The sequence below is a fragment of the Collinsella aerofaciens genome (genome assembly GCF_015552075.1).
Taxonomy (GTDB): Bacteria; Actinomycetota; Coriobacteriia; order Coriobacteriales; family Coriobacteriaceae; genus Collinsella; species Collinsella aerofaciens_Y.
This window is the reverse complement of record NZ_JADNDZ010000111.1, coordinates 1-15,514: the sequence shown is the minus strand read 5'-3', so window position 1 is coordinate 15,514 and position 15,514 is coordinate 1. Positions and strand designations below refer to the sequence as shown.

Here is a 15,514-nt window from a genome sequence, read left to right as displayed (position 1 = left end):
GACTTGCAGCGACGGACCTCAGGACACTCTTACACCACGTCTGCGCGCGCGACCCAGATAAGCTGCCGTATCTCCTCAAGTGTTCATTAAAGGAAGACCTTGATGCGAATAAGTCTCATTAAGATCTTCTTTTATTAACGATAATAATGTAGCTACAACGGTAACAGTACTCATATTTGCCGTATTTTGGCCACAGTCCTTCGGAGAGTCCTCGAAAATAGTCCCGAGCCGGCACTTGGGGACGTTCCTATAATGTCGGCACTTAGGAACGTCCCCAAGTGCCGACACCGCGTCTGCCTGCGGCGGCCGCGCGCCGCTGCGTCGCTCCGCATCCTTGCGGGTTCGGATCCCTCCGCCTGGCGGCGTTGGCTCGATTTGCTTGACGTGAGGGGCTCTTGGCTGGTGTGGGACGGAGGGATTCCGCGTCCGCCTGGTCGGCGGCCGCGCCCCGCTGCGTCGCTTCGCTCCTTGCGTGCTGCGCTGGAAAACGCTTCGCGTTTCCTCAGCTCCGCACCCTTGCGGGTTCGAATTCCTCCGCTTGCCCACAAGAAAGCGCCCTGGGCCGTTATGGGCTTAGGGCGCTCAGTTTTAATGGCTGGGACGGAGGGATTCGAACCCCCAACAGCCGGCACCAAAAACCGGAGTTCTACCGTTGAACTACGTCCCAATGTGTGGTGTTGCCCAAAAGCAACTCGTCTAGTTTACCTAATCTGCGAGGGCATCGCAAACGCCGTCGAGTAGGCGTACGGCGAGCGTCTGCGCGTCGCTGGCCGTGAAGGTGCCGTTGTAGCGCGTCATGCCCGTGAGCTCAATGCGAATGCGAGCCGGCTTCTGCTGCGCGGCGACATTGGCAGTGCGGATGCGCTGGGCCAGGTTGTGACACTCGGCGAGGGCAATCGTGGCGCGCGGTGCGGCGTCGGCGGGCAGCTCGTCGCTTGCGATTTCGAGCACCAGGTCAACGTCGGTTGGGACCTCGGAGTCGCAGAGCATCATGCCGCTGTTGTCGGTCGTTGCCGTGGCGATATTCCACATGCGCGACGCAACACTGCGCGCGATGGGGTCCTCGCCGATAACGGCAATCTGGAAGCGCTCGAGCACGTTGGCGGCGCGAGCAAAACCGATGCGGGACTCGGCTTCGGTGACCGAGGGCTTGCCCTCCCACACATGGTGCAGGCGGTTGATGTAGGCGTAGGTGTCCTGGAAGGCCATGCCGTCGGCAAACAGGCCGACATTTTCCTGGAACTGCTGCAGGGCGGCCTCGGTATGCGGACCAAAGTAGCCGTCGTCTTCGCCACAGGCAAAGCCCAAAACGTTGAGAGCGCGCTGCAGGGCCTGCACATCGGCGCCATGGAAATTGGGCATGCGCAGATAGAGGGTGCGGTCGCCCAGCTTATACGAAGCGTCTACAAGGGCGCTCCAACAGGGGATATCGACGGCATGACCGGCAGCAAGGCCGCTGTCGAGCCTGAAGGTGCTGACGGCCTGCTCAGTGGTGGCTCCAAAGTACTTGTCGGTGACTTCGGCGGCATCAATCGTGTAGCCGAGCTGCAGGAGACGAGACTGCACGTCCTCGACGGCTGCTCCTTGCATGCCCGTTGTAATAGGTTCCATGAACGAACCCCTTTCGGCGTACCATTCGTACTATTTGAGCGTCTGTCGGATAGACAACGCAAAGGGATGCATAAACATGCACTCAACAGTGTAGCAAGTTGTGCCTAAATACGCTGCTGACAGGTTTTATAACCCCCGTTAGTTAAGGCGCTCCACAAAGAAATCTGCCATGGAGAGGAACAGCTCGCGTGCGTGCGGATCAAGCTCAACGTTCTCGATGGCCGCTTTGGCCTTAGCGGTCAGGTCGAGCGCGTAAGTGTGGGCGTAATCGATAGAGCCGGTCTCCTGGAAGATCTCCACGGCGCGTGCGAGCTGCGCGGGATCATCGGTGCCCGAGGAAAGAATCGCCTCGACCTCGTCGTGGTGGCGCTCATCAGAGAGGGCGTGTACGGCGACAAGCGTGCGCTTGCCCTCGGTGATGTCGGTGCGGAAGTCCTTGTTGGCGGCTTCCTTAGTGCCGACAAGGTTGAGCAGGTCGTCCTGAATCTGAAAGGCAAGGCCTGTGTGTAGGCCAAAGGCGCGCAGCGCTCCGATTTGCTCATCGCTGCCGCCGCCGATAATGGCTCCGGCGGCAAGCGGCGTGGCTCCGCTGTAAAACGCGGTCTTGTGCGTCGCCATGTCCAGGTAGTCATCAACCGAGATATCAAAGCGCCCGTCACGGACCCAACCCAGGTCGAGTGCTTGACCCTCAATGGTGCGGACGATCATCTCGGTAAGCTCGTGGAGCACGCGCAGCTTCACGTCGGACTCCAGCGTAGGGTCGTCGAGAACCGTCTTGGTGACCATGGTGAGCGCCAGGTCGCCACAATTGATGGCAAGGCCCGTGCCCTCGGTAAGGTGCATACAGGGCTTGCCTCGACGAAGCTGTCCGTTGTCGGCGATGTCGTCGTGGATCAGCGCGCCCGACTGGAAATGCTCGATAGCTGCCGCGGCGCTGCGGGCGCTCTCAAAGCTGCCGCCCACTGCGGTTGCGGCGAGCATGCAGATAAGCGGGCGGTGGCGCTTGCCGGCGTTGGCCGTAAAAGCCGAGAGCGGCGCGTACAGGTAGCGCTCGATATCGGCAGAGGTCGCCTGTCCGTCAAAGAACGTGGCCAGATAGTCGTTAATCTGGTCAAAGTGTTGGGCTAAAAAGCTGGTAAACGGACTGGACACGGGTTCTCGCATTCTTTCTGAGGTTGCATTGATGCAATATGCAGACAACATATTGCCACATCAGGGCGTTTGGCGCGGCAGTTTTGGCGATTTAGGACAACGGGCGTGCGTTTGATGGAGTGTGCCTAAATCAGCCTAAAATGCTCGAGCGCCGCAACGACACCGTCGTGATCGACGGTGTCGGTCACGTAATCGGCCTTATCCTTGAGATAGTCTGGTGCGTTGCCCATGGCGATACCGACATCGACGGCGTTCATCAGCGAGATGTCATTGCTGGCGTCGCCAATGCCGTATACGGTTCCGTGGTGGGGATCGAGGGCGTCGAGTACAGACTGGATGCCCCCGCGCTTCGTGCATTCGCGGGGCGAGATTTCGGTTACCTCGAGTTCGAGCTCGTTAAAGCACAGCAGCGGCTCAAGTGTCTTATCTTGAGCGATGTGGTTGGCGAGCGATGTAGACATCAAGATCTTGTAGACACTGTAATGTTGCAGCTGCGTGACTGCGTCGCCCAGGGTGCGCGCGTATCCGGGGGCATCGGGGGCATCGGCACTCATGCGCACGACGCCGTTGAGGCCCTCAAAGCGGATGACCTCGCCCGATTGCTCAAGATAGGGGGCAAGATGCTGCAGCATGCTGGGTGTCATCGACAGATCGCGAATTGCGTGTCCGTCGATCTCGGCGTAACCGCCCGCAAGACAGACGATGCCGGTCCAGGGCAGCTCAAGAAGTTTGGGGTGGATGCAGCTGAGGGTGCGCCCTGTGCAGATGAAGGCCATGTTGCCGTTGGCGACAAACTCGCGGATTGCCTGCGAAACCGCCTCGTTGGGATAGGGGGAGAGGTCCCGCTCGTCTTCGGGAAGGTCTTGGGCGAGCCTGGGGTCTTGCCAGGCGAGCGTTCCGTCGATATCGAAGAAGCAAATATCGCCGCGCTTATGGGCTGCGCTGGCGGCAGGGGAGGCCGAGGCGGTGGGCACAAATCCCGGCTCGAGGCCCATGATCTGGTCAAAATGCTCTTTAACGCGGGGAACGGAGATGCCGATGATCACCTGGGCGGTCTTGCCCGTAATGATGAGGCCCTTGGCGCCCGCCGCGACAAACGCCGCGTTATCTGCAACGATGGAAGGGTCTGCGACCTCGACGCTCAGGCGCGTGGCGCAGTTGGTTGCGCCCACAATATTGCCAACGCCACCTAAAAGCTGAATTGCCCGCTCAGCGAGGACGTGATCTTGATCGGATCGACTATTGACCTCGTCATTGGGAGATTGCTCTTTGGCAAAGCCGCTTCCCGTTAAATGATCGATTGCCGCGCGATTGGCGACATGATCCTCGCGGCCCGGTGTCTTAAGGTCATAGATCAAGATGAGTGCTCGAAAACTAACAAAAAAGATGAGGCTAAAGGCAAGGCCGATACCGAGTGCCAAAAGATAGGCACCGGCATGCGTGCGCATGAGCGGAATAAAGTTGAAGGCTGCCATCTCCATGAGGCCGCCCGAGAAGATGCCGACGATGCCAAAGAGATTCATGGTTGTGGCAAGGCAAGACGATAAGACGGCGTAGAGAAAAAAGAGCCCGGGGTGGGTGAACATAAAGAGAAACTCGAGTGGCTCGGTAACGCCGCAAACCACCGAGGCGATGATGGCGGGAACAAGGATGACCCTGAGGCCGGCGCGGCGCTCTGGTTTTGCGGTGGAGTAGAACGCGGCTGCGATGGCGGGAAGGCCAAAGAGCTTGACCCAGCCGGTGGCGGTAAAACCGGCCCACGGCGCAAGTTCATTAAGGGGGCGCGTGCTATGGGAGAGGATGGGGAGCAAGCTGCTCCACGTGGCGTAGATGCCGTCGTTAATGACCAGGTTGTCGTAGTAGATCGGCATGTAGAGCAGGTGGTGCAGCCCCATGGGCTCGAGCGCTCGCTCCAAAAGCACAAAGATGCCCACGCCAAAGGGGCCGACGCTCGTAAGTGCATGGCGCAGCGTTTCGGTCACAGCGTATACGAAGGGCACGATGGCGGCCGAGATGGCGGCAAGGGCGAACACGGCAAAAAAGCTGATGAGGTAGACCAGCGAGGAGCCCGAGAAGGTACCGAGCCAATCGGGAACCTTGGCATCGTAGAAACGGTCATGGATGGCGACGACGGTTGCCGACACCGCCAGCGGGCCGATAATGCCGGTGTCGAGCGTCTTGATGCCGTCGATGATGGTGATGCCGCTGGCGGAGGTCAAAGACGACGGGTACTTAAGTCCAAGATTGTCTTCGCTCAGCTTAATGATTTCGCTCAAAAAGAAGCAATAGGCAAAATAGGCGACGAGAGCCTCGAGGCAGCAACGAGCCGGTTGTTTTTGGGCAAGGCCGATGGGCAGCGCTACGGCAAAAAGGAGCGGGAGGCGTTTAAAGACCGTCCACGAGCCGCGTTGGATGATGGTCCAAAAAGCGTACCAAGGGGTTCCGTATACGGCGAGATCGCCGACGATGTCCGCAGTCGTTGCGAGAGCGGAGACGCCGACCATGAGGCCTGATATAGAAAACAGCATGGCGGGCGCGAACATTGCCCCGCCAAAGCGTTGGATTTTTTGCAGCATGTTCTGCCTTCCGAATATCGAGGCGCGTTGCGCGTGGGGAAACGTTTAAACAATGGATTCATTGTAGAGGACCGGACGATTGTCGTACCGGCAGTTTTGAGCGAAACCGATTTGGGCATGACAGAAACCGTCAACGGTTAAATCCTGTCGCTTTACCGATATTCAGTTTAAACAACTTTAAGAAATGCTATCGTGCCTAGCCGGTAATGAACAATGTAGAGGTGAAACAATGCCAAAAGCGATATACGAAGGAATCTACCGAGAAATACGCTCGCGCATCATTAATGGGACCTATGCGTTTCAGGAGATGCTGCCAACCGAAGCCGAACTGACCGCGGAATTTGGCTGCACGCGCAATACCGTCCGCCGCGCTTTGAGCATGCTGGCCGACGGGATGTTTGTGCAGCCCATACACGGCAAGGGCGTGCGCGTTATTTGGCTTAAGGGCGAAACCGACATGTTGGGCGCACTCGAAGAGGTTGAGTCGTTTGGCGAGTTTGCAAAGCGCAACAATGCCGTTGCATCGACGGACGTTAAGTCTTTTGAACATCTGGTCTGCACCGAGCAGCTCTCTCGTCGCCTGGGCTTTAGGGTGGGCGAGGAGCTTATTCGCGTAGTGCGTGTCCGAAGCCTCAACGGCAACGCGCGCCAAGTGGACCATGGCTATTTTTTGGCGTCGATCGCCAAGGGCCTGACCCCCGAGATCGCGGCAGATTCTATTTACGGCTATCTGGAGCACAAACGCGGCGTCAAGGTGATGGCGAGTCGCCGTACAGTGAGCGTCGAGCTTGCCAACGATGAGGACTGCAGCTACTTGGACCTTGGCAAATACAACTGTGTCGCCGTCATGGAGAGCCAGTCATACACCTCGGATGGCATTTTGTTCGAGGTCACGCATGCCCGCACGCATCCTGAGATCTTCCACTACCGCGTTAACTCTAAGCGATAGCCGGCTAGCTCGCAGCCTGACGAGGCTCATGCCCTCAAAGAGAAAACGCCCGGTCAAACCGACGATGCATCGGCTTGACCCGGCGTTTTCTCTGCATTCGATAACAAATAATTGTTTATACAAAACTTGTCAAGTATCAAGTTGAAATTACCGTTCACCGAAGTTTTTCTACCGCTCTTGTAATACTTGTTCAAACAACTAGTCAAATAGCGTATTGTACAAATCAGCAAAAGGGGCAAAGTCCCCGAGGCAATCTCCGAAGGCGGCGGCAAAGGGTGCCGCCACGGTGTGAAAGGGTGGATTGTAATGAAGAACGAAATGAGCAGAAGGCAGTTCCTGGGCTTTGCTGGTTCCGCGGCTGCGGTTCTTGGTCTGGGTCTCGTGGGTTGCGGCGGTTCTGCCGGCTCCGGCTCCTCTGCTTCTGGTGACGCTGCCGAGGTCTACTTCCTCCAATTCAAGCCCGAGGTCGACAAGGAGTGGAAGGAAATCGCCAAGGCCTATAAGAAGGAGAAGGGCGTCGAGGTCAAGATCGTGACCGCCGCCTCCAACACCTACGAGGAGAAGCTCAAGTCCGAGATGTCCAAGAGCTCCGCTCCGACCCTGTTCCAGGTCAACGGCCCCACCGGTCTTAAGAACTGGAAGGATTACTGCGCCGACCTGTCCGATACCAAGCTCCGCGGTGAGCTCATTGACGACTCCCTGGCTCTGCAGTCCGACGGCAAGGATGTGTGCATCGACTGGGTTCAGGAGAGCTTCGGCATTATTTACAACAAGCAGCTGCTCGAGAAGGCTGGCTACAAGGCCGAGGACATCAACTCCTTCGACAAGCTGAAGGCTTGTGCCGACGACATTCAGGCCCGCAAGGACGAGCTTGGCATTGAGGGTGCCTTCACTTCTGCCGGCATGGATGACTCCTCCAGCTGGCGCTACACCACCCACCTTGCCAACATGCCGCTCTACTACGAGTTCGAGAAGGAGCACAACCAGGAGGACGACGAGATCAAGGGTGAGTTCCTCGACAACTACAAGCAGATCTTCGACCTGTACATCACCGACTCCACCTGCGATCCTTCGCAGCTTGCTTCCAAGACCGGCGACGACGCCACCAACGAGTTCGCAACCGGCAAGGCCGTCTTCTACCAGAACGGCTCTTGGGCCTACTCTGACCTCGTCAAGGCCGGCATGACCGACGATCAGATTGGCATGATGCCCATCTACATCGGTGTTGACGGCGAGGAGAACCAGGGCCTGTGCTCCGGCGGCGAGAACTACTGGTGCGTCAGTTCCCAGGCTTCCGAGGATGCCCAGAAGGCCACCGAGGACTTCATGTATTGGTGCGTCACCGCTGACACCCCGACCAGCATCATCGCCGACAAGATGGGTCTGACCGCTCCGTTCAAGAGCGCCAAGGAGACCACCAACGTCTTCTCGCAGCAGGCCGTTGCCATGGCCAAGGACGGCAAGAAGACCGTCGCTTGGGACTTCGTCTACATTCCCTCCGAGGAGTGGAAGAAGAACCTCAAGCAGGCTCTGATTGCCTACGCTGCCGATAACAGCAAGTGGGACGGCGTCAAGAACGCCTTCGTCGATGGCTGGAAGACCGAGAAGGCCGCTTCCGAGTAAGCAGTTGCTGCCCAAGCTATCTGATTAGCGACAGGGGGCGGGCAGACGTTGGTTTGCCCGCCCCCTGTATATTGAAAGGACCCTTTTTATGGGCAAAGCACTCAAGCGCTGGTGGCCGCTCTTTATGCTGCCCACGTGCCTGGCGTTTATGATCGGGTTCGTGATCCCTTTTATCCAGGGCTTCTATCTCTCGTTCTGCCAGTTTATTATCATTAGTAACGCGCACTTTGTCGGTATCGAGAACTACGTGCGCGCGCTGTCCGATCCGCAGTTCTCCACGTCGTTCTTCTTTACCGTGGCGTTTGCCTTCCTGTCGACGGTGCTCATCAACGTGATCGCCCTCGCCATCGCGCAGGCGCTCACCCGCAAAGCGCTCAAGGGCACCAACATCTTCCGTACGATCTTCTTTATGCCTAACCTGATCGGCGGCATCGTGCTGGGCTACATTTGGCAGATTCTGATCAACTGCCTGCTCTCCAACGTGGGCGCCCAGCTCATCGCTCTTAACTCTGCTGCTGGCTTCTGGGGCCTTATCATCCTGACCCTGTGGCAGCAGGTCGGCTACATGATGATCATCTACATCGCTGGTCTGCAGTCCATTCCGTCCGACTACATCGAGGCCGCCAAGGTCGACGGCGCTACGGCATGGCAGACGTTTTGGAAGGTTAAGATCCCTAACCTGATGCCGACCATCACCATCTGCCTGTTCCTGTCCATCACCAACGGCTTTAAGCTGTTCGACCAGAACCTCGCCCTTACCGGCGGCGCCCCCGCGCACTCCACCGAGATGCTCGCCCTGAACATCTACAACACGTTCTATTCGCGTGCCGGTATCGCATGGCAGGGCATTGGTCAGGCCAAGGCGGTTATCTTCTGCATCCTGGTCGTGGCCATCTCCATGATCCAGCTTAAGGCCACGAGGTCCAAGGAGGTGCAGCAGTAATGAAACGCGATAAGGTTATCAACCGCGCGCTCTCGATTTTCTTTACGATCCTGTCGCTCGCGTGGATCTACCCCGTGTTCATGATTGCGCTTAATTCTTTTAAGAAAGCGACCGCAATCAGCACCACCACGGCATTCGATCTGCTCACGCCCGAGACGTTCAACGGCCTCGCAAACTACATGCACGCCCTTAACGAGCAGGGCTTTGCCTCGGCATTTATGTACTCGCTCATCATCACGGTCACGTCGGTCGTGCTGATCTTGGTGTGCTGCTCCATGTGCGCTTGGTACGTGGTTCGTGTCAACAACAAGATCTCGAACTTCTTCTATTACCTGTTCGTGTTCTCGATGGTCGTGCCGTTCCAGATGCTCATGTTCACGCTGTCCAATTTGGCGGACCGCATCGGCTTCAACACGCCGTTCAACATCTGCTTTATCTACCTCGGCTTTGGCGCGGGCCTGGCGGTCTTTATGTTCGCCGGTTTTGTAAAGAACATCCCGCTCGAGATCGAGGAGGCGGCCATGATTGATGGCTGCAACCCGGTCCAGGTGTTCTTTAAGATCGTCCTTCCCATCATGAAGCCCACCTATCTTTCGGTCGGCATCCTCGAGACCATGTGGGTCTGGAACGACTATCTGCTGCCCTACCTTACGCTCGACTCCACCAAGTACAAGACCATTCCTATCTTGATCCAGTACTTCCGCGGCGGCTACGGCCACGTCGAGCTCGGCCCCATGATGGCCTGCATCATGATGGTCGTTATCCCCATCGTCATCATGTACATCCTCTGCCAGAAGTACATCATCGACGGTGTGGTGGCAGGTGCCGTCAAGGGCTGATGCCGTAACTGTTTTGCAAGTTTCTGCGGCGCCCTCAACATGGCGCCGCATATCGAAAGGTAAAGACATGGCCGAGATCGTTCTCAAGCATGTTCAGAAGGTGTATCCCAACACCGAGTCCAAAAAGAAGGGCTTCTTTGGCAAAAAGAAGAAGACCGAGGAGAAGAAGCACAACCTCAAGGTTACCGAGGACGGTGTGCTCGCTGTAGAGGACTTCAACCTCACCGTTCACGACCAGGAGTTCGTCGTTCTCGTTGGCCCCTCTCTGGCTGCGGCAAGTCCACGACGATGCGCATGGTCGCCGGCCTGGAGGACATCACCTCGGGCGATGTGCTCATCGATGGCAAGCGCGTCAACGACGTGGCACCCAAGGACCGCGACATCGCCATGGTGTTCCAGAGCTATGCTCTGTACCCCAATATGACGGTGTACGAGAACATGGCGTTTACGCTCGAGCTCAAGAAGGTTCCCAAGGACGAGATCGACCGCAAGGTTCGCTCTGCTGCCGAGATTCTGGGCATTACCGAGTACCTCGACCGTAAGCCCAAGGCGCTCTCCGGCGGCCAGCGCCAGCGTGTCGCTATCGGCCGCGCCATCGTGCGTGACCCCAAGGTCTTCCTGATGGACGAGCCGCTGTCCAACCTGGACGCCAAGCTTCGTAACCAGATGCGTGCCGAGCTCATTAAGCTGCGCCACGAGATCAAGGGTACGTTCATTTATGTTACTCACGACCAGACCGAGGCTATGACCCTCGGTGACCGTATCGTGGTCATGAAGGACGGCGTCGTCCAGCAGATCGCCACCCCGCAGGAGGTCTTCAATCATCCCGCGAACATCTTCGTTGCCGGCTTTATCGGCGTGCCGCAGATGAACTTCTTCGATGCCCAGCTGGTGCGCTCGGGCAACGGCTTTACCGTCAAGACCGAGGATATGAACGTGGCGCTCGCTCCCGAGACCTGCGCTCAGCTTGCTCTCAACTGGGACGGCGGCGACGTGAAGGAGATCACGGCCGGCGTGCGCCCCGAGCAGATTCTGCTTGCCGACAAGGACGAGGAGGGCGCGCTCCAGGGTACCGTCGAGGTGACCGAGCTCATGGGTTCGACCGAGCATGTCCACGTGACCGCTCCCGATGGCCAGTTTGTCCTGATTATCCCCGTCGTCGACCTCGAGGCCAAGGGCGCGCTCAAGGCTGGCGACACCATCTGGTTCAAGTTCGAGAAGAACGCGACCCACCTCTTCGATAAGGTCTCTGGCAAGAACCTTATCTAGGCCCGGTGCATCCAGGCCCTCCCTTTGGGCGACTGCGGTATTGCCATCCTTTTGCCGCGGTCACATATAAGGCTCCCCTCCCGTCCACTGGGCGAGAGGGGAGCCTTTCTTTGTGTTGGGGCTGTCTGACCGGTCGTTTGTCTCGATCTGTAACGGGTGAGGCTGATTTCGGACGTTAGATGTTACAGATCGAGACGGTTCTGCTGAGCTAACCATTTCATCTAAATCTGTAACACCAAAGGTGAATTTCAGCTGCTAGATGTTACAGATTGAGATAAACCCAAGGGGAGGGGCCGGTATGTCTCAATCTGTAACAGCTGGGGCCGTTTTTACCGAGTAGCTGTTACAGATCGAGATTCTTCGGTCGAGTCGGGTCACAGGATAACGTGCGGGCACAAAAAACGGAGCCGTGTTGCCACGACTCCGTTTCTCAAGAGGATGGGTAAGGGAAGTGAAATTAGTTCAGGTGCCAGATCTCGTCGTTGTACTGGGAGATGGTGCGGTCGGACGAGAAGGTGCCGGCGTTGGCGATATTGATGAGCGCCTTGCGCATCCAGGCGTCCTGGTCCTCGTAGTCGGCCAGCACGCGCTCCTTGGTCTGGATGTACTCCTCAATGTCGAGCAGGGCCATAAACCAGTCCTTGCCCTTAATGTCATCGTGCAGGCGCTGCAGGCGCTCGGCATTGCCGGTCGCCATAAAGGCCGGGTTGGTGATGAAGTCCACCAGCAGTTTAATGCCGGGCTTGCGGTAGAGCACACCGGCGTCATAGGTGCCGTCGGCATAGAGCTGCTCGACCTGTTTGGACGAGGCGCCAAAGGTGTAGATGTTCTCGTCGCCCACGAGCTCGGCAATCTCCACGTTGGCACCGTCGAGCGTGCACAGGGTTAGGGTGCCGTTGAGCATGAACTTCATGTTGGAGGTGCCGCTCGCCTCCTTGGAGGCCAGGCTGATCTGCTCGGAGATGTCAGCGGCGGGGATCACGTGCTCGGCGGCGGTGACGTTGTAATTCTCGATCATGACAACCTGCAGGTAGGGAGCCACGTCGGGGTCGTTTGCAATCCACTGCGATAGCGTCAGGATCAGATGGATGATGTCCTGCGCGATAGTGTAGGCAGGCGCCGCTTTGCCGCCAAAGATGATGGTGACGGGGTGCTTAGGTCTGTTGCCGTTCTTGATATCGAGGTACTTCCAGATGATGTAGAGCGCGAGCATCTGCTGGCGCTTGTACTCGTGGATGCGCTTGACCTGGACATCGATGATGGCGTTGGAGGGAATGGTCACGCCCTGCTCGAGCGCCATGAACTGGCGCATGATGGCTTTGGCCTCGACCTTGGTGGCGGCCAGGCGCTCAAGAACGTCCTTGTCGTCAGCGAACTTGGCGAGTTTGCTCAGATCGCCGGTGCTGCGCCAGTCGGTGCCGATCACATCGTCGAGCAGGCTGGCGAGCGCGGGGTTGGCCCCATGGATCCAGCGGCGGAAGGTGATGCCGTTGGTCTTGTTGGAGAACTTCTTGGGATAGATCTCGTAGAACGGATGAAGCTCGGTGTCCTCCAGGATCTTGGTGTGGAGGGCGGCTACGCCGTTGATGGAGAAGCCAAAGTGGATGTCCATGTGAGCCATGTGGACGGTGTCGTGCTCGTCGATGATGGCGACGCGCGGGTCATCGTGCTCGGCTTTCGCGATCTCATCGAGCTTGACGATAATGTCGGCGATGGCAGGGGAGACCTTCTGCAGGCTGGCGAGCGGCCACTTCTCGAGCGCCTCGGCAAGAATCGTGTGGTTAGTGTAGGCGACCATGGAGCGTACGATGGTCACGGCCTCGTCAAACTCGATGCCATGCTCGGTGGTGAGCAAGCGAATGAGCTCGGGGATGACCATGGTGGGGTGCGTGTCGTTAATTTGGACCACGGCGTAGTCGGCCAGATCGTGTAGGTTGCTGCCGCGCTCGATGGCCTCGTCGATCAGGAGCTGGGCGGCGTTGCTTACCATGAAGTATTCCTGGTAGATGCGAAGCAGGCGGCCCTGCTCGTCGGAATCGTCGGGGTAGAGGAACAAGGTGAGGTTCTTGGCGATCTCGGTCTTGTCGAAGTCGATGGAGCTGCCGGGGACCAGGCCGTCGTCGACGCTCGCCAGGTCGAACAGGCGCAGGCGGTTCTTGGTGGGCTGGCCGTAACCGGGCACATCGATGTTGACGAGCTTGGAAGTAACGGCAAAATCGCCGAACTCGACGGTGTAGGAGCGGTCATCGTCGACTAGGATGTCCTGCTCACCGAGCCACTCGTCGGGGACGGCCTTCTGCTGGTTGTCGACAAAGCGCTGACGGAACAGACCGTAGTGATAGTTGAGGCCCACGCCATCGCCGGTCAAGCCCAGCGTGGCGATGGAATCCAGGAAGCATGCGGCCAAGCGGCCCAGGCCGCCGTTGCCGAGTGACGGCTCGACCTCGAACTCCTCGATCTTGTTGAGGTCGTGGCCTGCGGCGGTGAGCTGGTCCTTAACCTCGTCGTAGATGCCAAGGTCGATCATGTTGTTGATGAGTAGCTTGCCGATCAAAAATTCGGCGGAAATGTAATAGAGCTTTTTCTTGCCGTTGTTGAGCGGGCAGGCGGCGGAGCGCTCCTGCACGAGTTTGACCAGCAGCTTGTAAATGCGACGGTCGTCGAGCTGCTCGAGCGAGGTGCCAAAAGACTGCTCGGCGAGTTCCATGAGGTTAATTTGGGGCATGTTTTCTCCTGTGATGGGTTGTTTCATGTCTGCAATTCATAAGAAGCCCGCGCGAGGGGATTGGGGTGGCCTCGCGCGGGAAAAGCAAGCGCGTCCGCACGGTGGGGAGGGGTCGGGCGCGGTAGCTCCTATTGAGGAAGCTCGATTTCGGCTTCCGACGGGATGCGGAAGTAGGTCTCGGTCCAGTCGGTGAGTTTGTGCTCGAGCTCGCGGGTGATGGCGCCGTCGAGCATGCGCCAGGTCCAGTTGCCGCCCAGCGTGGCAGGGGTGTTGATGCGCGCCTCGTTGCCCAAGTTGAGCAGGTCCTGCATGGTGTAGATGCACGTGTCGCTCACGCTGGCGGCGATGGTGCGATTGAGTGCATCTGCCATGGGTTCGCCGGCCTGCTGATGGGTGTACAGGACTGCCTGCTCGCGCTGACGCGGGGTGGCCGTTCCCTCAAACCAACCGCGCGCCGTCTCGTTGTCGTGGGTGCCCACATAGGCGACGGTGTTGGCGATGTGGTTATGCGGCAGGTAGTACGAGTTGGTGCCCTCAAAGGCAAACTGCAGGATCTTCATGCCGGGGAAGCCCGAGTTGTCGCGCATGTCGATGACGCCGGGGGTGAGGAAGCCCAGGTCCTCGGCGATGATGGGCAGCGTGCCGAGTTTTTCCTCGAGCGTCTTGAAGAACTTGAGGCCGGGACCCTGCGTCCACGAACCGTAGGACGAATCGGGTGAGGAGAACGGCACCTCCCAATAGGCTTCGAAGCCGCGGAAGTGATCCAGGCGGATGACGTCGTACATGTCGAGGGCGGCGCGAATGCGGCCCTCCCACCAGGAGAAGCCGTCGGACTCCATGGCGTCCCAGTCGTAGATGGGGTTGCCCCAGTACTGGCCGGTGGCCGAGAACTGGTCGGGCGGCGTGCCGGCGACGCTCACGGGATTGCCGGCGGCGTCGATCTTAAAGAGCTCAGGCGTCGCCCACATCTCGACGGAGTCACGCGAGACATAGATGGGCAGGTCGCCGATGATGAGAATGTCGCGCTCGTTGGCATAGGCCTTGAGGCGGCTCCACTGGCGATCGAAGAAGTACTGCGTCATCTGGTGGTAGAGCATACGCGCCGGATGGTCGGCGCAGACCTTGGCGGAAGCCTCGCCGCGGGTGCGGAGCTCCGCGGGCCACTCCCAAAACGCCTTGAGACCGCACTCCTCTTTGACGGTCATGAACTCACAGTAGGGGATGAGCCAGTCCTCGTTGGCCTGGATAAAGTCATCGAAATCGGCCGGCTTGTCGGCGGCAAAGCGCTCGGCGGCGCGGTCGAGAATCTGACGGCGGCCACCAAAGATGGCACCGTAGTCGACATTGCTGGGGTCGGATCCCAGATACACGCCATCGATATCGCGCTGCTCCAGATACCCTGCCTCGATAAGCTCGGCAAAGTCGATAAAGTTGGGGTTGCCTGCGCGGGCCGAGAACGACTGATAGGGCGAATCGCCATAGCTGGTCGTCGTAAGGGGCAGAATCTGCCAGTAATGTTGTTTGCACGAGGCGAGAAAATCGACGAAGTCGTAGGCATTCCAGCCAAAGCCGCCGATTCCGTATGGTCCGGGCAGAGATGAGACGGGCATGAGGACGCCGCTTGCACGCTCCATGAATGCGCTCACCAACCTTCTTGTTGTGGGGTCGGCCTGCCGATGGGTGTGCAGTCCGCCTCCGATGTTCTGATTCGATACGCCTATTGTAAAACATGTTGTTTAAACATGTACAGGCAAGATAAAAAAGTTGGTCGACCTTGATTATCGACTTCATCCGAACACCTCCCACATTCATCCGTACATGTACGGA

At 58.2% G+C, this 15,514-nt stretch carries 9 protein-coding genes, 1 tRNA gene and 1 pseudogene; 5 read left to right on the top strand and 6 right to left on the bottom strand.

What is annotated here, in order from left to right:
- Nucleotides 1–592: 592 nt before the first annotated feature.
- From I2D41_RS08610 to I2D41_RS08595, 4 genes are all read right to left on the bottom strand, one after another.
- Nucleotides 593–667 (bottom strand) — tRNA-Gln (locus I2D41_RS08610).
- Between the two features lie 38 nt (nucleotides 668–705).
- Nucleotides 706–1,611, bottom strand: a complete 906-nt coding sequence (locus I2D41_RS08605) for a peptidoglycan-binding domain-containing protein (protein WP_022094145.1) — start codon at nucleotides 1,609–1,611, stop codon at nucleotides 706–708.
- Nucleotides 1,612–1,749: 138 nt separating this feature from the next.
- Nucleotides 1,750–2,763: a polyprenyl synthetase family protein gene (locus I2D41_RS08600; protein WP_035137766.1), complete on the bottom strand. Its 1,014-nt coding sequence runs from the start codon at nucleotides 2,761–2,763 to the stop codon at nucleotides 1,750–1,752.
- Nucleotides 2,764–2,888: 125 nt separating this feature from the next.
- On the bottom strand, nucleotides 2,889–5,339 hold the full coding sequence (locus tag I2D41_RS08595) for a PTS transporter subunit EIIC (RefSeq protein ID WP_195364228.1): 2,451 nt from the start codon (nucleotides 5,337–5,339) through the stop codon (nucleotides 2,889–2,891).
- 184 nt (nucleotides 5,340–5,523) lie between these two features.
- Between I2D41_RS08595 and I2D41_RS08590 the strand changes: the two genes are divergently transcribed.
- From I2D41_RS08590 to I2D41_RS08570, 5 genes and pseudogenes are all read left to right on the top strand, one after another.
- Nucleotides 5,524–6,288 (top strand): GntR family transcriptional regulator, encoded by a 765-nt coding sequence (locus I2D41_RS08590; RefSeq protein ID WP_324249166.1) that lies wholly within the window; start codon nucleotides 5,524–5,526, stop codon nucleotides 6,286–6,288.
- Between the two features lie 306 nt (nucleotides 6,289–6,594).
- On the top strand, nucleotides 6,595–7,911 hold the full coding sequence (locus I2D41_RS08585; RefSeq protein WP_161160758.1) for an ABC transporter substrate-binding protein: 1,317 nt from the start codon (nucleotides 6,595–6,597) through the stop codon (nucleotides 7,909–7,911).
- A gap of 88 nt (nucleotides 7,912–7,999) precedes the next feature.
- The gene (locus tag I2D41_RS08580; protein ID WP_006235864.1) at nucleotides 8,000–8,854 is read left to right on the top strand and encodes a carbohydrate ABC transporter permease; all 855 of its coding nucleotides are present in this window, start codon (nucleotides 8,000–8,002) and stop codon (nucleotides 8,852–8,854) included.
- Entirely contained in the window at nucleotides 8,854–9,693 is an 840-nt protein-coding gene (locus I2D41_RS08575; protein ID WP_022095055.1) for a carbohydrate ABC transporter permease, read from the top strand. Before I2D41_RS08580 ends, I2D41_RS08575 begins: the two co-directional genes overlap by 1 nt.
- Nucleotides 9,694–9,760: 67 nt before the next feature.
- Nucleotides 9,761–10,962, top strand: a pseudogene (locus I2D41_RS08570) (ABC transporter ATP-binding protein).
- A gap of 457 nt (nucleotides 10,963–11,419) precedes the next feature.
- On the opposite strand, the gene glgP reads toward I2D41_RS08570, so the two are convergent.
- Nucleotides 11,420–13,687, bottom strand: coding sequence for a glycogen/starch/alpha-glucan family phosphorylase (gene glgP / locus I2D41_RS08565; RefSeq protein ID WP_229042291.1), 2,268 nt, complete (start codon nucleotides 13,685–13,687; stop codon nucleotides 11,420–11,422).
- 128 nt (nucleotides 13,688–13,815) lie between these two features.
- A complete protein-coding gene (malQ, locus tag I2D41_RS08560) occupies nucleotides 13,816–15,333 on the bottom strand; it encodes a 4-alpha-glucanotransferase (RefSeq protein ID WP_271741687.1) in 1,518 nt (505 codons plus the stop codon).
- Between the last annotated feature and the right edge of the window lie 181 nt (nucleotides 15,334–15,514).